The sequence below is a fragment of the Paenibacillus sp. A3M_27_13 genome, from assembly GCF_024213315.1.
Lineage (GTDB): Bacteria > Bacillota > Bacilli > Paenibacillales > Paenibacillaceae > Paenibacillus > Paenibacillus polymyxa_B.
Genome location: NZ_JANAVE010000002.1, coordinates 1,074,595 through 1,092,366 on the forward strand (window position 1 = coordinate 1,074,595; position 17,772 = coordinate 1,092,366).

General features: G+C 46.2%; 20 protein-coding genes. All 20 read left to right on the plus strand.

Annotation, left to right across the window (positions count from 1 at the left end):
* Positions 1–8: 8 nt before the first annotated feature.
* The 20 genes from fliJ (at position 9) to NLX82_RS11570 (ending at position 17,765) form a co-directional block, all read left to right on the plus strand.
* Positions 9–452 carry a flagellar export protein FliJ gene (gene fliJ / locus NLX82_RS11475; RefSeq protein ID WP_013309890.1) on the plus strand — a complete coding sequence of 148 codons (444 nt, stop codon included), beginning with the start codon at positions 9–11 and terminating at the stop codon, positions 450–452.
* Between the two features lie 47 nt (positions 453–499).
* The gene (locus NLX82_RS11480; RefSeq protein ID WP_053325257.1) at positions 500–1,483 is read left to right on the plus strand and encodes a magnesium transporter MgtE N-terminal domain-containing protein; all 984 of its coding nucleotides are present in this window, start codon (positions 500–502) and stop codon (positions 1,481–1,483) included.
* A 26-nt stretch (positions 1,484–1,509) separates the two neighbouring features.
* On the plus strand, positions 1,510–2,967 hold the full coding sequence (locus tag NLX82_RS11485) for a flagellar hook-length control protein FliK (RefSeq protein ID WP_053325258.1): 1,458 nt from the start codon (positions 1,510–1,512) through the stop codon (positions 2,965–2,967).
* Between the two features lie 19 nt (positions 2,968–2,986).
* Positions 2,987–3,520 carry a flagellar hook capping FlgD N-terminal domain-containing protein gene (locus NLX82_RS11490; protein ID WP_068940652.1) on the plus strand — a complete coding sequence of 178 codons (534 nt, stop codon included), beginning with the start codon at positions 2,987–2,989 and terminating at the stop codon, positions 3,518–3,520.
* Positions 3,517–3,897: a TIGR02530 family flagellar biosynthesis protein gene (locus NLX82_RS11495; RefSeq protein ID WP_023988192.1), complete on the plus strand. Its 381-nt coding sequence runs from the start codon at positions 3,517–3,519 to the stop codon at positions 3,895–3,897. Before NLX82_RS11490 ends, NLX82_RS11495 begins: the two co-directional genes overlap by 4 nt.
* Before the next feature lie 104 nt (positions 3,898–4,001).
* Positions 4,002–4,811 (plus strand): flagellar basal-body rod protein FlgF, encoded by an 810-nt coding sequence (gene flgF, locus NLX82_RS11500; RefSeq protein ID WP_023988193.1) that lies wholly within the window; start codon positions 4,002–4,004, stop codon positions 4,809–4,811.
* A gap of 60 nt (positions 4,812–4,871) precedes the next feature.
* Positions 4,872–5,096 (plus strand): flagellar FlbD family protein, encoded by a 225-nt coding sequence (locus NLX82_RS11505; protein WP_013309896.1) that lies wholly within the window; start codon positions 4,872–4,874, stop codon positions 5,094–5,096.
* The gene (locus NLX82_RS11510; RefSeq protein WP_023988194.1) at positions 5,093–5,566 is read left to right on the plus strand and encodes a flagellar basal body-associated FliL family protein; all 474 of its coding nucleotides are present in this window, start codon (positions 5,093–5,095) and stop codon (positions 5,564–5,566) included. The genes NLX82_RS11505 and NLX82_RS11510 overlap by 4 nt, the downstream gene beginning before the upstream one ends.
* Positions 5,567–5,609: 43 nt before the next feature.
* Positions 5,610–6,608: a flagellar motor switch protein FliM gene (gene fliM / locus NLX82_RS11515; protein WP_023988195.1), complete on the plus strand. Its 999-nt coding sequence runs from the start codon at positions 5,610–5,612 to the stop codon at positions 6,606–6,608.
* Positions 6,598–7,908, plus strand: a complete 1,311-nt coding sequence (gene fliY, locus NLX82_RS11520) for a flagellar motor switch phosphatase FliY (protein ID WP_023988196.1) — start codon at positions 6,598–6,600, stop codon at positions 7,906–7,908. Before fliM ends, fliY begins: the two co-directional genes overlap by 11 nt.
* 29 nt (positions 7,909–7,937) lie before the next feature.
* Positions 7,938–8,303, plus strand: coding sequence for a response regulator (locus tag NLX82_RS11525; RefSeq protein WP_010346372.1), 366 nt, complete (start codon positions 7,938–7,940; stop codon positions 8,301–8,303).
* Positions 8,304–8,315: 12 nt separating this feature from the next.
* Positions 8,316–8,849: a flagellar biosynthetic protein FliO gene (locus NLX82_RS11530; RefSeq protein WP_023988197.1), complete on the plus strand. Its 534-nt coding sequence runs from the start codon at positions 8,316–8,318 to the stop codon at positions 8,847–8,849.
* Positions 8,846–9,601: a flagellar type III secretion system pore protein FliP gene (gene fliP, locus NLX82_RS11535; RefSeq protein ID WP_013309901.1), complete on the plus strand. Its 756-nt coding sequence runs from the start codon at positions 8,846–8,848 to the stop codon at positions 9,599–9,601. Before NLX82_RS11530 ends, fliP begins: the two co-directional genes overlap by 4 nt.
* Before the next feature lie 37 nt (positions 9,602–9,638).
* Positions 9,639–9,908: a flagellar biosynthesis protein FliQ gene (fliQ, locus tag NLX82_RS11540; protein WP_007430038.1), complete on the plus strand. Its 270-nt coding sequence runs from the start codon at positions 9,639–9,641 to the stop codon at positions 9,906–9,908.
* 10 nt (positions 9,909–9,918) lie between these two features.
* Complete coding sequence (fliR, locus tag NLX82_RS11545; protein WP_023988198.1) at positions 9,919–10,704, plus strand: flagellar biosynthetic protein FliR; 786 nt, start codon at positions 9,919–9,921, stop codon at positions 10,702–10,704.
* The gene (gene flhB, locus NLX82_RS11550; protein ID WP_023988199.1) at positions 10,704–11,816 is read left to right on the plus strand and encodes a flagellar biosynthesis protein FlhB; all 1,113 of its coding nucleotides are present in this window, start codon (positions 10,704–10,706) and stop codon (positions 11,814–11,816) included. The genes fliR and flhB overlap by 1 nt, the downstream gene beginning before the upstream one ends.
* Positions 11,817–11,839: 23 nt before the next feature.
* Complete coding sequence (gene flhA, locus NLX82_RS11555; RefSeq protein WP_016820963.1) at positions 11,840–13,873, plus strand: flagellar biosynthesis protein FlhA; 2,034 nt, start codon at positions 11,840–11,842, stop codon at positions 13,871–13,873.
* Entirely contained in the window at positions 13,870–15,312 is a 1,443-nt protein-coding gene (flhF, locus tag NLX82_RS11560) for a flagellar biosynthesis GTPase FlhF (RefSeq protein WP_028542720.1), read from the plus strand. Before flhA ends, flhF begins: the two co-directional genes overlap by 4 nt.
* On the plus strand, positions 15,309–16,196 hold the full coding sequence (locus NLX82_RS11565) for a MinD/ParA family protein (RefSeq protein ID WP_254348126.1): 888 nt from the start codon (positions 15,309–15,311) through the stop codon (positions 16,194–16,196). The genes flhF and NLX82_RS11565 overlap by 4 nt, the downstream gene beginning before the upstream one ends.
* 30 nt (positions 16,197–16,226) lie before the next feature.
* Positions 16,227–17,765 carry a chemotaxis protein CheB gene (locus NLX82_RS11570; protein ID WP_254348210.1) on the plus strand — a complete coding sequence of 513 codons (1,539 nt, stop codon included), beginning with the start codon at positions 16,227–16,229 and terminating at the stop codon, positions 17,763–17,765.
* Positions 17,766–17,772: the final 7 nt, after the last annotated feature.

Below are 17,772 nucleotides of genomic sequence, written 5' to 3' on the forward strand. Positions count from 1 at the left end.
GTTGAACGATGAGATTTCAGTATTCCTTTCAGAAAGTTGTAGACTTGAAAACCAACGAAAAGTCACAGGCCGAATGGTTGCTTTCCAGTGCTGTCGGACAATTGCAGGCTGAGGAGCAGACATTAACACAGCTTGTAGGCGAAAGGAATCGGGTCATATCAGCCATTCAAAAGGCTGCCGAGGATTGCGCGCCACTCTCTACCATTCAGGAATTACAGGCTTATGTTAATCATCTGGACCAATGTATTACACGCAAGCATAGGGATGTTCAATATGCGCAGCAAAATGTGCAAAGCAAACAAACCGTTTTGACCGATAAAATGCTGGATGAACAGGTTTGGCTGAAAGCGAGAGAGAAGGCCAACGTGAAATTCCAACAGGAAATGCTCCTGCGCGAGCAGAACGAGCTGGATGAAATGGCTTCCGTGCGATTTGCCATGAAAGCCCGGTAAGCGGAAAGTCATAGGATACGCATATCAGCTGCCTGAGGAGGAAGACGATGGCACAGAAGTTAGCAGAAAATGAACTGGATATGGATTTAGGAAAAGAATCAGGCGGGGGATTTGAACGGTTTATGTTTTTCCTGATTCCGATTGTGTTCACAATCGTTCTGGTCGGGGTCCTGCTTACATTGTTCAATATGGACTTCAGAAGCGAAATGATTTCATTAGGGAACAAAATACCAGTTGTTAAAAATTGGGTGCCTGAACCGAAAGATAAGGCTACCCAGACGAAAGAGGCAGATCAGAAGGCACAGTCTGAAAGTTCTGAAGCAACCATTCAGCAGTTAAAGGCAGATTTAGCCAAGCAGACGGAGGAGCTTAAAAAGGCTACCGCTGCTAGGACGACACAAGATAAAAAGGTTACTGAACTGCAGAATCAGGTCAATACGCTGCAAACGCAACAGGAACAGCAGCCACAGGCCAGTCAGCAGGGACAGGCTGGTACGCAAACTACAGGTGGAACAACAAATGAAGATCCTTATGTAAAACAGGCCAGAGATCTTGCTAGCATGTATGAAGGAATGACAGCTAGTAAAGCGGCACCGATTATGGAGAATCTGACTACGGAAGAGACTGTGCAGCTGCTAAGCTACATGGACCCTGCCAACAGTGCAAAGATTTTGCAAAAGATGGACGCTAAAAAAGCAGCCGATATTACTATGGCTCTGAAAAACGTAACGCCATCTACGGATTTGTCAGTTGCTGCGTTGCAGTCTCGTCTGAAAAAGGATCAAGGTACCACAGCTGGCACGACGAGTAAGAGTTTGCAAAGCACTCAAATCAGTAGCACATTTGCTTCCATGGACAAGAAGAGCGGTGCCGAACTTATTTTACAAACTTACAAAATCAGTCCAGACAAGGCATTAAACATATTAAATACAGTAGATGATTCGACACGTGGTTCTTTACTACAAAATATGTCTGCCAAGGATGCGGCTCAGACTGCAAAAATTTTGAACAAACTGATGGGCAGTAAGTAATTTAAATGAAGGGAGGTGAAAAATAAATGACCCTTATTTCTCAAAGTGTATCGCTCAGCTCCAGTCAAACAGCTAGCAGTACGACAGCCTCAACAACGAGTACAGCCACGGCTGCCGGAGCAACCACGGGTGCTTTTAATCAAACACTTACGCAAATGATGACAGGCGGGCAAACGGGCTCAGCAGGCACAGATGCGAACGGTTCTCCATTAGTTATGGTACTTCCGCTGATTGCAACCGGAGAATCCACGGAAGCTCCAACCGAGCCGCTGGTCGAAACACTGGCTCCTTTGCTGCAAAATCTCGAAAAGCTGGATGATCAGGTAGCTGCCGATCCTGCTCTGCTTGCTTCTCTGCAAGCGTGGATTCAGCAAGTACAACAGTTTTTGCAAGGCGACGGAACAAATCAACAGTTAAACGGTGGAGAAACGTCAGAGGCGACAGGCTTAACAGCCTTGGCAGCCAACCCTGCTACTCTTCGATTTGCATTGCAGGACGCTTTGTCACAACTTGCCAATGTAGCAGAGCAGGCTTCTGGAGACCAAAAGTCCCAGGTGGCACAGTTGCTACAATCGCTCCAAAGCGCAACGGCAGGGACGGGAGCTATTTCCGATGAGCAGTGGAATGGTGTAATGAAAGCTGTGGAACTTGCTGATGGTGGGGACTCACAAGCGGTTCAGCCTTCTGCAAATCGAGCAAATGGTACTCAGACCGTAGCTACAGCTACTACAGACAAACAGGTTGTTGTTTCTCAGCAGCAAGCAAGTCAGGGCGAAACTAATCAGCAAGGTTCAGAAGGGCAACGTTCATCAACTAATATTCTCGTTCAGTCTACAGTTAAGACGACTGGAGCGGATGAAGCGAGTGCATTCGTAGATGCAACTGAGCAAGCGGATCCGACAGCAACTGACAATCAGACTCCAGTGATCACAACTGCGGGACAGCTTTCGGTACAAACGCAAGGAACAACACCTTCGGCTCCAGCTCAACCAGTCGTACATGTACGGCAATTTGCCAAGGAGATGACCGAATTTGTAGTTCAGAAACTTGACATTGTAAAACACACTGGTTTGACGGAAGCGACCATCATGCTTCGTCCAGATCATCTGGGCCAGCTGGAGGTTAAGCTGACGATGCAAAATGGTCATCTGGTTGCCCAGTTCATGACTGAGCATAGCGGAGCGAAGGATTTGCTGGAACAGCAAATGTCGCAGCTGCGTTCGAGCCTGCAGAGCCAAGGTATCCAGGTAGATAAGGTAGAAGTAACGCACAATGAGTCGCTTTCCTCCCATATGTATCAGGATGGACGCGGATCTGGAGCTAATCAGCAGCAGCAATCCAACCAACGTTCCAAAGCTCGTGGTAGAGAAGAGAGCGAGGATGCTATGAAGGTAGCTGAAATGGCAGAAGAGCTTCGTAACTGGACAGCAGAACAACGCGCAGATGATATGAATCGGACAGGCTCCTTTACAGCACAAGCGTAATGATGGAGGTGAGAACACAATGACGACTACAGACAACAATGTATCCACCAGTAACGTCTGGCCGAATTACAATGTGAATAATGTCAAAACAGCAAGTGCCAAGGATACTAAAACGATGGGTAAAGATCAATTTCTGAAAATTTTGATCACCCAGCTACAAAATCAGGATCCGATGCAGCCTTTGGAGGATAAAGAATTTATCGCTCAAATGGCCCAGTTTTCCTCGGTGGAACAACTGATGAACATTTCTACGCAGTTGAATGCATTGGGACAGTCTTTGGGTACGGCTTCCGGTTTGATAGGAAAAGAAGTCAGCTGGATTGAGGCAGGTAAAAAAGACTCCATTACAGGTGAAGCAGGCGCGGGTACAGTGAAAAGTGGAATCGTGGATTCCATCGTTATTCGCGACGGTGTGCAGTATGCCAAAATGGGAGCGGCTGAGGTAGCATTAAAAGATGTAACATCAGTGAGCCAAGCTAACACAACGACTCCCGCTACAGGTACATCGGATACTTCATCTTCTTCCTCTACTGGAAGCGGTGAGAACTCATGAATGACAGGATAACGGTCGGACGCCTTTTTCCCGCCAACGTGCCCCCGGCAGCAATCACACAAAACCGAGTGAATTCGGTATCCAAGGATGCCAGACCGTTCGGTCAGGTGTTGCAGGATCAGGTGCTCAAGCTGAGCAACCATGCAGCCAAGCGTCTGGAGCAGCGGGGAATAGAGTTGAGAAGTGACCAAATGGCGAAAATCAACTCTGCTGTGGATAAAGCAGCTGCCAAAGGCGCCAAAGAATCATTGATTTTAATGCAGGATATGGCTTTGATTGTAAGTGTACCTAATCGAACAGTTGTTACCGCGATGGATAAGAAATCCATGGAGGATAACGTATTTACGCAGATAGATAGTGCTGTAATTATTTCATGAAAAATGTATACGAAGTGGCTGGCCCGAATAGGAAAGCCATGAAAAAGCCGCGGATCGACTGATGCGGTCAACTAAGCAACCAATCAGAGGAGGATTTATACTCAATGTTGAGATCAATGTATTCAGGTGTATCGGGCATGAAGGGCTTTCAAACGAAGCTGGACGTTATCGGTAACAACATTGCAAACGTAAATACTACAGGCTTCAAGTCCAGCCGAGTAATGTTCAAGGATATCTTGAGCCAAACGAGTTCAGGCGCAAGTGCACCAGACGGAACAACAACCGCCGGGCAGAATGCCAAGCAGGTAGGTTTGGGGGTATCGGTCAGCTCAATTGATACACTGCATCTTCCAGGTAGTGCAATGACTACGAACAACCCAACGGATTTACGTATTAACGGTGACGGATTTTTCCTGGTCAAAATGAATGATGCACAGGAAGTTCCTTATCTGACTCGTGCGGGTGATTTCCACATAGATGCAAACCGGAATCTGGTTACTTCCGATGGATTTTTTGTGGGAGATTTGGGTGGAGATCCAATCACACTTGCTGACAATGTTACGGCAGTCTCTATCTCACAGGACGGTACAATTGTACAACAATTGGATGACGGAACAGTTGATAATGGTACACAAATTGGATTAGCCAGAGTCACGAATCCAGAAGGTTTAGAAAAAATCGGTGGGAGCTTGTACCGTACTACGGTCAACTCAAATATTGATGCAATTGAGCCTGGAGCAGCCAACTCAGAGGGGCGTGGAGCTATCATCGCGGGTCAGCTGGAAATGTCCAACGTTGATCTGACAGGCGAATTTACCGAAATGATCGTAGCTCAGCGCGGATTCCAAGCGAACTCGCGTATCATTACGACCTCGGATGAAGTGCTTCAGGAAGTTGTAAACTTGAAACGATAATCTCATTTAAACGCGGAGGAGTAGAGGCTCCTCCGCACCTATCAGGAGGTTGGTGTTACGATGATCCCGTTAACGCGGCTGAACGGCTCGCCTATGTGGCTTAATGCGCTGCTCATTGAGACTGTGGAGGAAACACCGGATACATACGTCACTTTGGTGACGGGGAAACGGTTGATTGTATTGGAAAAAGCGGCAGATGTCGTCTCCTTGATCAAGGGTTACAGCCGTGAAATCGGCATGCATGCCGCCACGATAAAAGTGCAACAAATGGAGGAAGACGAATGAAGAAGATGCTGCCATGGCTCATTACAATTTTACTCGCGATTACTTTGATTGCAGGCGCGGCCTTTGTACTTATACCAGCGCTTAGCGGGAAGAAGTCGGAAGTCATACCGAATGCGCAAGCTGCTCAAGCAGAACAACTTCCAAGATTGTCAGCAGATGAATTGGTGGAAGTGAGCTCTGAAATTACCGGTATCAAAACGAATTTGGCAGACGCAGATTACATTGTCCAGATGAACCTATCTTTTCAATTGAACGATGCCAAAGCAAAAGAATCTTTTGAAAAAATCAAAGATATCAGTATTAAGCCCATCGTTATTCAATTACTTGCAGACACCAAACCTGATGAGCTCAGAACGGCTAAAGGCCGGGACCAGTTCAGTGACAAGCTGACGGATCTCATCAACAAGTCGCTCCCTGAAGGTCACCTGGGGAACGCCAAAATTACAGACTTTTTGCTGGCAGCCATTTGATTCCAGGTGAACTTGTCAGGAACACGTAAGGGGGTGAATAACATTGGTGGATGTACTGTCACAAGGGGAAATTGATGCCCTTTTAGCAGCTCTTTCGTCCGGTGAAATGGATGCGGAAGAACTTAAAAAGGAAGATACCCAAAAGAAAGTTCGCGCTTATGATTTTAAAAGAGCGCTGAGGTTTTCCAAGGATCATATACGGAGTCTGACGCGGATACACGAGAACTTTGCACGGTATCTGACCACATATTTTTCAGCGCAGCTTCGTACTTTTGTCCAAATTAATGTCGTTCAGGTGGAGCAGCTTCCTTATGATGAATTCATTCGCTCCATTCCGAAAATGACCATTCTAAACATTTTTGAAGCTGAACCGCTGGAAGGCCGTATGGTGCTTGAGGTTCACCCGAACGTTGCTTATGCCATGTTGGACAGGCTTCTCGGAGGAACAGGTTCGGCACCGTCAAAGGTTGCTGCGTTGACCGAAATCGAGACGACGATCATGGAGCGGATTTTCAGTCGTACCTTTGATAGCCTGCAAGAGGCTTGGAAAACGGTACTGGACATTGAACCGCGCCTAGAGGCGATGGAAACAAATCCGCAGTTTATGCAGATTGTTTCGCCGAATGAAACGATTGCTCTGATTTCGCTTAGCACCAAAATTGGTGATACCACAGGGATGATTAACCTCTGTATCCCGCACGTGGTATTGGAACCCATTATGGCCAGACTGTCCACGCACCAGTGGTTTACATCCGAAAAGAAATCAAGGGCGCCCGAAGAGATCGACGCCTTGAGATTACGGGTCACCAAAGCAGAGCTCCCTATTATTGCGGAGTTGGGTGAATCCCGGATAAATGTAGCCGAGTTTCTGGGTCTTTCGGTAGGGGATGTCATTTCATTGAACAAGCCTGTCAAAGAAGGACTATCCATCCGGGTAGGCGAGAAATTGAAGTTTATGGGAAGTCCCGGCATGGTAAGAGATCGTGTTGCCGTACAAATTGATGAAATTGTCAACGAAGGAGTTGAAGAAATTGACGAGTAAAGACTATTTGTCCCAGGAGGAAATCGATGCCTTGCTGAAACAGTCTGAAGCGGGGACGGATTCTACTCCCGCCAACAAGACCGTTGACGATTTTCTGACTCCTCTGGAGCAGGATGCTCTCGGGGAAATCGGTAATATAACGTTCGGCAGCGCAGCTACGGCTCTTTCCACACTGCTCGGTCAAAAGGTGGATATTACGACACCTAAAGTTTCAATTATTACCCGTTCTGAATTTGAAACTGCATTTCCAAAGCCACACGTAGCTGTACATGTAAATTATGTCGATGGATTCGAGGGTATTAACTCACTCGTAATCAAAAAGCGTGATGCACAAGTGATAGCGGACTTAATGCTTGGTGGTGAAGGAAACCCAGTAGATGAAGAATTGAATGAAATCCACATCAGTGCCGTGCAGGAAGCGATGAACCAGATGATGGGATCTTCGGCGACCTCTATGTCTACCATGTTTAATCGTTTTGTTAATATCTCTCCACCGGGGATTGATATTTTGGATCCTATGCACGGTGATGGAGTATCCAGTCTGCCGGATGAAGAGACGCTCATTACAGTATCCTTCCGGTTATTGATCGGGGATCTTATTGACTCTACGCTGATGCAATTGTTACCTGTTAATTTCGCCAAAAAAATGGTGAGCATCCTAATGAATGGCGGAGAGGAAGAGGAACAACCGCAAGCGTCCGCACAGCAGGTAGCTGCAACAGCAACTCCTGAAGCGCCGCAACAAGCTAGCGTTCCGCAGCAACCGCCTGCACCAGCCTATCAGCAGCCGCCTGCAGCCGCGCAGGCGCCGCAAGACCCAAGCTATGGGCAACAACCGCCAATGTATCCTCAAGACCCGGGATACGGGCAGCAGGGCGCTCCAGGCTATGGAACACCGGGTTATGGAATGCCAGCTGGTGTACCACCGCAAGCTCCTTACGGAACGCCTCATCACTACGGCGCAGTACCGGGACGTAATGTAAATGTACAACCTGTACAATTTTCTAACTTGCAGTCCGGTGCATTTGCGCAAGTGGATGAAAACAATTTAAATTTATTGATGGACATTCCCCTTAGAGTCACCGTAGAATTAGGAAGGACCCAAAAGCAAATTAAAGATATTCTGGAGCTCTCACAAGGTTCAATTATTGAACTGGACAAGCTTGCCGGGGAGCCGGTGGACATTTTGGTTAACAACAAACTGATTGCCAAGGGCGAGGTTGTCGTAATCGACGAGAACTTTGGCGTGCGTGTAACAGATATTGTAAGCCAATGGGACCGTATTCAAAAATTACAATAAAAGCATAATTTAGGGAGGATTTATTTCAGATGGCAAACCGTATTTTGATCGTGGACGATGCTGCATTTATGAGAATGATGATTCGGGACATCCTGTCCAAAAATGGATTTGAAGTAGTAGGAGAGGCCCAGGACGGATCACAGGCCATTGAAAAATTCAAGGAGCTTCGTCCGGACCTGATTACGATGGATATCACGATGCCTGAAATGGACGGCATTGCCGCTCTGAAGGAAATCAAACAAATTGACGCGAACGCAAAGGTTATCATGTGTTCCGCGATGGGTCAGCAAGCAATGGTTATTGATGCCATTCAAGCTGGCGCAAAAGATTTTATCGTTAAGCCTTTCCAATCGGATCGGGTTATCGAAGCCATCAACAAAACACTGGGTGTGTAAGGCGCACCCAGTATGGATACACAACAGGGTGCCTCTGACGCATTGAGTACATCCAGCAATATAGGCAACATTGCCTGGGTCCTTTTCGTGCTAATCTTTATCATCGTACTGATCGTGTACTTGATACGGTTTTTGAGTAAAAGAAATCAGAGCTGGTTCAGCAACCGCTCCGTTCGCATACTGGGAGGCGTGGGACTTGGTCCCAATAAATCCCTTCAGCTTGTTGAAGTTGGTAGCAGTGTGTACCTCATTGGTGTGGGAGAAGATATCCGGCTTGTTGACAAAGTATCCGATCCTGAAGAAGTGGAGCAAATTTTGGCCGCACTGGAGCAAGAAGCTTCTCTGCAGCGCGGCCCGATTGCCCCGCTATTCGCTAAAATTGCGGATAAGCTTCGCCGGAACAACGCGGCACAGCAGCAGCCTGAAGAGGAGACATCTTTTCACGAGATGTTTGAATCCAAGCTTCGGCAAATGCCGAATCGCAAGGATAAACTTGAAAAGCTGCGCAATGAGGAGAATACTACAGATCGGTCGGGAGATTCATGAGAAAAAAGATTATACTTGCATGTTTGCTGCTTGTCTTGTTCAGCTTCATTTCGGTGACGGCGGCCTCTGCGGAACCGATTCCGAACATTGATATTCAAGTCGGCAATTCGGACAAAGGACAGCCCGGTGCCACCTCGCTGTCTATTATTTTACTTATTACTGTCATTAGTGTAGCGCCCGCGTTGCTTGTACTTATGACAAGTTTTACGCGAATTGTGATTGTGCTTGGCTTTGTGCGAACTTCGCTGGGAACCCAGCAGATGCCGCCTAATCAGGTGCTTGTCGGACTGGCTTTGTTTCTCACTTTATTCATTATGGCACCGACATTCTCAGCTATGAATGAAACTGCACTTCAGCCGTATCTCAAGGGGGATATAACACAGTCTCAGGCGCTGGATAAGGCATCGGTACCGATCAAGACCTTTATGTTCTCTCATACACGTGAGAAGGATCTACTGCTCTTTATGAAATACACCAAGATGGAAAAACCAAAGAATTATCAGGATATTCCACTAACGGTGATGGTTCCGGCTTATGCAATCAGTGAGTTGAAAACGGCATTTCAGATGGGCTTTATGATTTTCATACCGTTTTTAGTTATAGACATTGTGGTGTCGAGTACACTCATGGCTATGGGGATGATGATGCTACCACCTGTAATGATTTCACTTCCTTTTAAAATACTGCTTTTCGTACTTGTAGATGGTTGGTATTTGGTTGTCAAATCATTGCTTCTGAGTTTTAACACATGAATACTTCATGCAAGGACAGCAATCAAGGAGGACGGCAATGACTTCGGAGTTTATTATTTCCCTGGCTGGGCAAGCGGTGTACATTGTACTCAAGGTGAGCGCTCCGATGCTGATTTTGGGGCTAGTCGTGGGTTTGATTATCAGCATTTTTCAGGCGACAACCCAAATTCAGGAGCAAACACTGGCCTTTGTTCCGAAGATTGTCGCCGTATTGCTGGCATTGCTTTTGTTCGGGCCCTGGATATTGACCACATTAGTGGACTTTACGTATAACATTCTGGACAATTTGTACAAATATATAGGTTAGGCTGAATGTTATGAACATATTGTTACAGAGTTTTCCTGTTTTTTTGCTGATTTTTTGTCGGATTACCTCATTTTTTGTAGTAGCGCCTATTTTTTCAACCCGAGGGGTACCTAATATCTTTAAGGTCGGAATTTCAGGATTTCTAGCTTTGGTCGTGTATCTTACATATGGTACGCATCAACAGGTACCGACCGATGTAGCGTATGTGCTCTTAGTGGGCCGTGAAGTGCTGATTGGGTTGTTATTGGGGTTTACTGCATATCTGTTCATGACAGCGATCCAAACCGCAGGTTCTTTTATAGACCTACAGGTGGGTTTCGGAATGGCGAGTGTGTTTGATCCTATGACAGGGGCTTCAACGCCTTTAACGGGGAATTTTAAGTTTGCCATAGCTGTATTGTTCTTTTTAAGTATAAATGGGCACCATCATCTGCTAAATGCTATCTTATACAGCTATGATTGGGTACCGTTGACAAATGATTTTTTTGTAAAGCTGTATGGTGGCAGTGTAACTGAATTCCTGGTACGTTCTTTTGCGGAATCATTTATGCTTGCTTTTCAAATTGCTGCTCCCATTGTAGTGGCTACCTTTTTAACAGATGTGGGACTCGGTTTTTTAGCTAAAACAGCGCCACAATTCAACATTTTTGTTATTGGTGTACCTCTTAAAATTATTGTGGGACTGTTCATGTTACTGCTTCTCATGCCAAGTTTTGCTTTTATATTCGAAAGATTGTTTTCTGTGATGTTCGAATCCATGCGCAACTTGTTGGATATTATGGGTAATCGTCCTTAATGTCTGGTCTGGAGGAACGTAGTTTGTCATTTAAATATGCTATGAACCTGCAGTTGTTCTCAGGGGAAAAAACGGAAAAAGCTACACCCAAAAAGAAACAGGATGCAAGACAAAAAGGGCAGGTTGCCAAAAGCATGGAGTTGCCCGCCGCTGGTGTCCTGCTGGTTACGTTTTTTTGCCTCATGATTTTCGGCGGGTATTTTAAGGATCATGCAGTTCGACTATTTCGAGATATTTTTGTGAATCGGCTCTCTATGGAGGTAACGCCGAACACAACGCTGCTGATGATGGGCGAGTACGGCGTGCAAATCTTGATTATGCTGGCACCTATTTTTATTGGGGCTATTGTCATCGGGATAGTAGCGAATTACATGCAGATCGGTTTTTTATTAACCGGAGAGGGCATTACGCCCAAGTTTAGCAAGATTGATCCGATTAAAGGATTCAAAAATATTTTTTCCATGAGGTCATTGGTTGAATTCCTGAAATCTGTTTTAAAGATGACCGTAATTGGTTATCTGGTGTACAGCGTACTCTGGAAAACAAAGGCTGACCTACCCAAACTAGCTGAAATGTCCGGCGATCAGATGTTGAGCTTTACAGCTTCATTAACAATGGAACTGGGGCTCAAAATTGGTGTGGTGCTGTTCGTTTTAGCGGTGTTGGATTATATGTATCAACGTTACGAACATGAGAAAAACCTGAAAATGTCCAAACAGGACATCAAGGATGAATACAAGAAAATGGAGGGTGACCCGCTGATCAAGGGGAAAATTCGCGAGCGTCAGCGCCGTATGGCTATGCAGCGTATGATGCAGGAGGTTCCTAATGCAGATGTCATCATCACCAACCCTACGCACTTTGCTGTGGCATTGAAATATGACGGTTCGGAGATGGAAGCGCCGCAGATTATTGCGAAAGGGCAAGATTACGTTGCACTCCGAATTAAAGAAATTGCCAAGCAAAACGGCGTAATAACGATGGAAAACAAGCCGCTGGCGCGGGCGCTGTTTCAACGAGCCGAAATCGGGGATGCGATACCAGCTGATCTGTTCCAGGCCGTTGCCGAAGTGCTGGCGTATGTATATAAATTAAAAGGTAAAGTGAAATAAAGGGATCGGAGGGCTAGAGACCCGTGAAAATAAAAGAAATAACTGTCCTTGCAGGCGTCATCGGTATCGTTCTTATGATGATTCTCCCGATCCCATCATGGCTGCTGGATATCCTACTCGTCATTAATATTTCTATTGCTTTGATGATTCTACTCGTTTCTATGAACACGAAGGAAGCATTACAGTTCTCTATTTTCCCTTCATTGTTGCTCATTACAACGTTGTTTCGATTGGCACTTAATATTTCTACAACCAAACTTATTTTAGGAGAGGGCCATGCAGGGGAAGTAGTTGCTACGTTTGGTAGTTGGATTGCAGGAGGGCAAATTGCCGTCGGTTTTGTTGTCTTTCTCATTCTCGTGGTCGTACAGTTCATTGTTATCACCAAGGGATCTGAGCGGGTTGCTGAGGTAGGCGCACGCTTTACGTTGGATGCGATGCCGGGTAAACAAATGAGTATTGATGCTGATCTGAATGCAGGTTTGATCAATGAGCAGCAAGCCCGTGAACGACGCAGTAAAATCGAACGGGAAGCAGATTTTTACGGAGCGATGGATGGTGCGAGTAAATTCGTTAAAGGTGATGCCATTGCTAGTATTATCATTTTGATCATTAACTTGGTCGGTGGCTTTATTATCGGTATGGCCGTTCAGGGAAAAGGATTTCAAGAGGCGCTGTCGACTTATTCTGTCCTCACCATCGGTGACGGACTGGTCAGCCAGATTCCCGCACTGCTCATATCGACGGCGTCAGGCTTGATTGTTACGCGGGCTACGTCGGATGGCAACTTGGCGGAGGATTTAACTGGACAGCTCTTTTCTTATCCAAAACTGATCTACATTGTGGCAGCCACAATTGCATTATTGGGACTTTTCACACCTATTCATATCATTACAACTCTTCCACTGGCGATACTGCTGTTTTTCGCGGCTCGAAGAATGCAGGGCAATATGGAGCGCAAGCAGATAGCCGATGAACAGCTGGAAGAGGAGCAACAAATTGAAGAAGTCCGTAGTCCGGAAAGTGTCATTAATCTGCTTCAAGTAGATCCAATTGAATTTGAATTTGGATACGGGTTAATTCCGCTGGCGGATACACAGCAGGGCGGGGATTTATTGGATCGGATTATTATGATCCGTCGTCAATGTGCTTTGGAGCTGGGTTTGGTTGTGCCGGTCATTCGTATTCGGGACAACATTCAGCTCAAGCCTAACGAGTATGTAATTAAAATTAAAGGTAATACCGTGGGCGGCGGAGAGCTTCTGTTAAATCATTACCTGGCTATGAGTCCAGGATACGACGATGATTCTATTACAGGAATCGAAACGACGGAACCAGCCTTCGGATTGCCTGCGCTCTGGATTGATGAGAACACCAAGGATGTTGCGGAACTATCGGGTTATACCGTAGTTGATCCACCTTCAGTTGTAGCTACTCATCTTACGGAGACAATCAAGAAACATGCTCATGAGTTGCTTGGCAGACAGGAAACACGGTCGCTGGTCGACAATCTCAAAGAGAATTATCCAGTGCTGGTGGACGACCTTATTCCTTCTGTGCTTGCGATTGGGGATGTACAAAAAGTGCTGGCCAAGCTGTTGAAAGAAAAAATCTCCATTCGCGATATGGTGACTATTTTCGAAACATTAGCTGACTATGGTACTTATACAAAAGATCCCGACGTGCTGACTGAATATGTCCGTCAGGCGTTGTCCCGCCAGATTACGCAGCAATTTGCCCAACAAGGGGAGACGTTACGCGTTATTACAGTGGGACCAGGATTGGAGAAGAAAATTGCTGAAAGCGTGCAACAGTCGGAGCAAGGTAGCTATTTGGCTCTTGATCCGGTGTCTACGCAAACGGTGTATCAAAGAATGATGGAGCAAATCAACCGCCTTATTCAATCTGGACAGCAGCCTATTGTGTTAACGTCACCGACAATTCGTATGTATTTGCGGCAAGTGATGGAGCGGACGATGCAGGATGTCCCGGTGCTGTCGTACAGTGAGCTGGAGCCGAACGTTGAAATTCAAAGTGTCGGGGTGGTGAACTTATGAGAGTGAAACGATATGTAGTGGATACCATGCCAGAAGCTATGCTGCAAATCAGGGGTGACTTAGGAACAGACGCCGTCATTTTAAGTACAAAAGAAATGAAGGTCGGCGGTTTCATGGGAATGTTCAGTAAAAAGAAAATCGAAGTGGTTGCTGCGGTAGAGGAGAAGCAACCTCAAAAGCCACGACGGTTTGGGCCCTCTTCACAAGAACTTGCCCAGGCGGCTTCACCTCTAATGAACGCTCCTGAACAGCCAGAAAAATCATTTATGCCTGTGGTTCCCAGACAAGCTGCTCCAGAAGCTTATCGACGGGTAACGCAGATGACGGGTGGTTCCAAAGAAGAACAAGCTGAATTAACGATTAATGAAGAACAAGCTGCTTCAGCAACTGAGCATTTGTCATCTAGGTCTGCAAATAATCTGGAGACTATATCTCAAGCACTTGATCATGAAGCATTGCTTTCGAACATGAAATCATCCAGTGAACTGTTTAAACAGCCCATTGAAGTAAGTGCTCCAGATAAGAGCGGAGTAGAGGAAAATCAGGCTCTGCTTAATGAATTGCGGGAAATGAAAGCCATGATGACTCGGTTTTCCCGAAATTCTTCATTGGAAAGTACTTGGCCGGAGCCGCTGCAAGAGATTTGTGAGCGTGTACTGGAGCAGGAAGTGGAACGTGATTTACTGGAGTATTGGCTCGAACAGGTATATGTGCGTCGGAGTGAGCACCCTTTTGCGCCTGAAACTTTTGATTGGGAACAAGCCTTTCGTGAGGAAGTGGCCAGTTTTATTCAGACAAGACTGGACAAAGGGATCTCTAAAGATACCAAAATTGTGTATGTGGCAGGTCCTACCGGAGTAGGGAAAACGACAACCATTGCCAAGTTAGCAGCAGAGCAGTTGTTTAAGCATCATCGCAAAGTTGGATTTATTACTTCTGACACGTACCGGATTTCAGCCGTCGAGCAACTGCGTACATATGCTACGATTTTGAATGTACCGCTTGAAGTTGTGCAATCTCCTGGTGACGTCCACAGAGCCATTCAACGTCTGGAACATTGTGACCTGATCCTCATGGATACCGCAGGACGAAATTATCGTAATGAATTACTTGTTTCGGAACTGCAAAGTCTGCTCTCGCCTATTAATGAAAGTGAGACGTATCTGGTACTCAGTCTGACATCCAAAAGTAAAGATATGCTCAATATAACTGGACATTTCAGCAAGTTTGGTCTTGGTAAGGTTGTATTTACTAAGATGGACGAGACAGGTAGCTGTGGTGGGATGTTTAACCTTTTGCATCATTTTCCGATGCAGCTGGCCTATATTACCAATGGACAAAATGTTCCTGACGACCTGCTTCATCCCGATACAGAAATGGTGACAAGCATGCTGCTTGGACCCAAAGCATCAACAGGAGTTAACGGAGATTCCATATGAGTGACCAAGCCCAATCACTTAGACAAATGGCTTCTTCCTTGGATAAATATCGATTGCCCCCACGTAATCGTCAAGCAAAAATTATAACGATCACCAGTGGTAAAGGCGGGGTGGGCAAATCCAATTTCACGCTGAACTTTGCTCTGGCTCTGCAATCCTTTGGTCGAAAGGTACTTGTGTTTGATGCTGATATAGGTATGGCCAATATTGATGTATTAATGGGAGCCAATTCACAATACAATCTTCTTCACCTGCTAAAACGTGAGAAATCAATTGATGAAATTATTCAAACGGGTGTAGGTGGTTTGCCTTATATTGCTGGAGGATCGGGCTTGAGCGAATTGTTTACGTTATCGGATAACGATCTGAATTATTTTGCCGAAGAAGTAGAGAAAATGACGGCAGATATGGATTACATTCTATTTGATACAGGTGCAGGTTTATCCAAAGAAAACCTTAAATTCATCACTTCAGCTGACGAATGCCTGGTCGTAACCACACCGGAACCGACGTCCTTAACAGATGCGTATGCGCTAATTAAAGTCGTCAGCGGGTTACAAAAGGATACGGTATTCAAAATTATAGTCAATCGTGCCGATAACGATAATGAGGCCCGTCAAGTTGCCGATAAGATCGCACTGGTTGCGAAACGCTTTTTGGAGATCGAAATCCCGTTGCTTGGACATATCAGTGATGATACTCATGTCATGCAAGCAGTCAAAAGGCAAGTACCTTTTATGGTTGCTTTTCCGGGATGTGCGGCTTCAAGAGATGTATTGAATCTGGCACACCGTTTTGCAGCAATGCCACAGATTCCGCAATCAGGTGCATTGAGTGGAATTAAAGGGTTTATGCAAAAATGGTTGCGGCGTTCTGTACATTGATTTTGATGAGAGGAAACAGAGGTGTTTAACATGTGTGCTTACCAGGTGCTGGTTGTAGATGATTCGGCCTTTATGCGCAAAATTATTACAGATTTAATTGTAAGGGATGAGTCGTTCAACATCGTAGGTACAGCCGCCAATGGCAAAGAGGCTGTAGAGAAAGTGAAGGAATTGCAGCCCGATTTGGTCACCATGGATGTCGAGATGCCTGAAATGAATGGTCTTGAAGCATTGCCATTGATTATGGCAGCCCATCCGCTACCTGTTATTATGCTGTCAGGCATTAATGAACAAGGTATGAAGGAGACCATCATGGCTCTGGAGGCAGGAGCTTTCGATTTTATAAGAAAGCCTTCCATTGCTCATGCGCAAGATATTGAGCAAGTGAGCAAGGCGCTGCTGGAACAGATGCACACTGCTATGCAAGCAGTGCGGAGCCGCCTGGAACGCAAGGAAGCTAATGAGCGCAAAGCTGCATTGGAACAAGCGGAGAAAACGCCACAGGAAAAGCCTCCAGGACAGGCTGTGACTGAGAAACGAACAGGCAGTCAAGCTTCGACAGACAAGCCTCCTGTTGTTCCGCTTGCTCCTTCACCTGCTGTATCAGCTCAGCCGAAGCGTGATGTGGGCAAGTCCGCCCCGGCAACAGCCAAGCAGGAAACTAAACGACAACAGTCTGGAACATCTGTTACAGCGGGGCGCATAGAACAGCCAGCTCCTCAGCCGAGCAAGTCAGTCCAAGCACCTACTGTTCAGAAGAAGGAAGACTTGTCCAAGGGGATGGGACGAACACCAGGGCAACTAAACAGTTCTAATACGGCCGCTGGCAAATCGCTGCATGGTAAGGATAAAGCAGGGCTGGTTAAGCCGGAGCCCCGTAAGACGGTGATTTCATCAGCTACTCCTGCGGCTGCTACGCCTCCAGTAACTGCACCTACAGTTCCTGCCACATCTAAGGGATTTTCTCTTAAAAAAGGTGTGCACACGTCCAGCTTTCGCAAACTGGTGGCGGTGGGATGTTCTACGGGCGGTCCGCGGGCGCTCAAGACGCTGTTGGAACGCATTCCTGGTGATTTTCCTGCTCCAATCGTTATCGTTCAGCATATGCCGCCAAACTTCACTCGTTCGCTGGCACAACGCTTAAACACGTTAAGTCCACTCCGAGTTGTGGAGGCTGAGCAGGGAATGACGCTGGAGACTGGAACGGCCTACATTGCCCCAGGGGGATATCAACTAAGAATTGTGCCAGGAGCCGGTGGTAAATACACTGTGTCACTGAAGATGGAGGAAGCTCGCAATGGTCACCGTCCTTCCGTAGATACGATGTTTGAATCGTTGCTCTCGTTAACCTCGTTGGAGCGGCATCTAGTATTGCTCACTGGAATGGGGAGCGACGGGGCCAAAATGATGAAAAAGCTTTATGATGCTGGGGTACAATCCACATTTGCTGAAAATGAGGAAACTTGTGTAGTGTACGGAATGCCCCGCTCAGCAGTAGAGTTAAAATGTGTGCGTCACCTTCTGCCAATGCAGGAGATCGCCCCCAAGCTTGTACAAGTTGTGAAATAATCGGAGT

Excerpts from the sequence above, each read along its gene's own strand:
- NLX82_RS11485 (WP_053325258.1), top strand. The coding sequence starts at position 1,510 with ATGACCCTTATTTCTCAAAGTGTATCGCTCAGCTCCAGTCAAACAGCT.
- NLX82_RS11480 (WP_053325257.1), top strand. The coding sequence starts at position 500 with ATGGCACAGAAGTTAGCAGAAAATGAACTGGATATGGATTTAGGAAAA.
- flhF (WP_028542720.1), top strand. The coding sequence starts at position 13,870 with ATGAGAGTGAAACGATATGTAGTGGATACCATGCCAGAAGCTATGCTG.
- fliP (WP_013309901.1), top strand. The coding sequence starts at position 8,846 with ATGAGAAAAAAGATTATACTTGCATGTTTGCTGCTTGTCTTGTTCAGC.
- flhB (WP_023988199.1), top strand. The coding sequence starts at position 10,704 with ATGTCTGGTCTGGAGGAACGTAGTTTGTCATTTAAATATGCTATGAAC.
- NLX82_RS11530 (WP_023988197.1), top strand. The coding sequence starts at position 8,316 with ATGGATACACAACAGGGTGCCTCTGACGCATTGAGTACATCCAGCAAT.
- NLX82_RS11525 (WP_010346372.1), top strand. The coding sequence starts at position 7,938 with ATGGCAAACCGTATTTTGATCGTGGACGATGCTGCATTTATGAGAATG.
- NLX82_RS11565 (WP_254348126.1), top strand. The coding sequence starts at position 15,309 with ATGAGTGACCAAGCCCAATCACTTAGACAAATGGCTTCTTCCTTGGAT.
- NLX82_RS11510 (WP_023988194.1), top strand. The coding sequence starts at position 5,093 with ATGAAGAAGATGCTGCCATGGCTCATTACAATTTTACTCGCGATTACT.
- flgF (WP_023988193.1), top strand. The coding sequence starts at position 4,002 with ATGTTGAGATCAATGTATTCAGGTGTATCGGGCATGAAGGGCTTTCAA.
- NLX82_RS11570 (WP_254348210.1), top strand. The coding sequence starts at position 16,227 with ATGTGTGCTTACCAGGTGCTGGTTGTAGATGATTCGGCCTTTATGCGC.
- NLX82_RS11490 (WP_068940652.1), top strand. The coding sequence starts at position 2,987 with ATGACGACTACAGACAACAATGTATCCACCAGTAACGTCTGGCCGAAT.
- fliR (WP_023988198.1), top strand. The coding sequence starts at position 9,919 with ATGAACATATTGTTACAGAGTTTTCCTGTTTTTTTGCTGATTTTTTGT.
- fliJ (WP_013309890.1), top strand. The coding sequence starts at position 9 with ATGAGATTTCAGTATTCCTTTCAGAAAGTTGTAGACTTGAAAACCAAC.
- fliQ (WP_007430038.1), top strand. The coding sequence starts at position 9,639 with ATGACTTCGGAGTTTATTATTTCCCTGGCTGGGCAAGCGGTGTACATT.
- NLX82_RS11495 (WP_023988192.1), top strand. The coding sequence starts at position 3,517 with ATGAATGACAGGATAACGGTCGGACGCCTTTTTCCCGCCAACGTGCCC.
- NLX82_RS11505 (WP_013309896.1), top strand. The coding sequence starts at position 4,872 with ATGATCCCGTTAACGCGGCTGAACGGCTCGCCTATGTGGCTTAATGCG.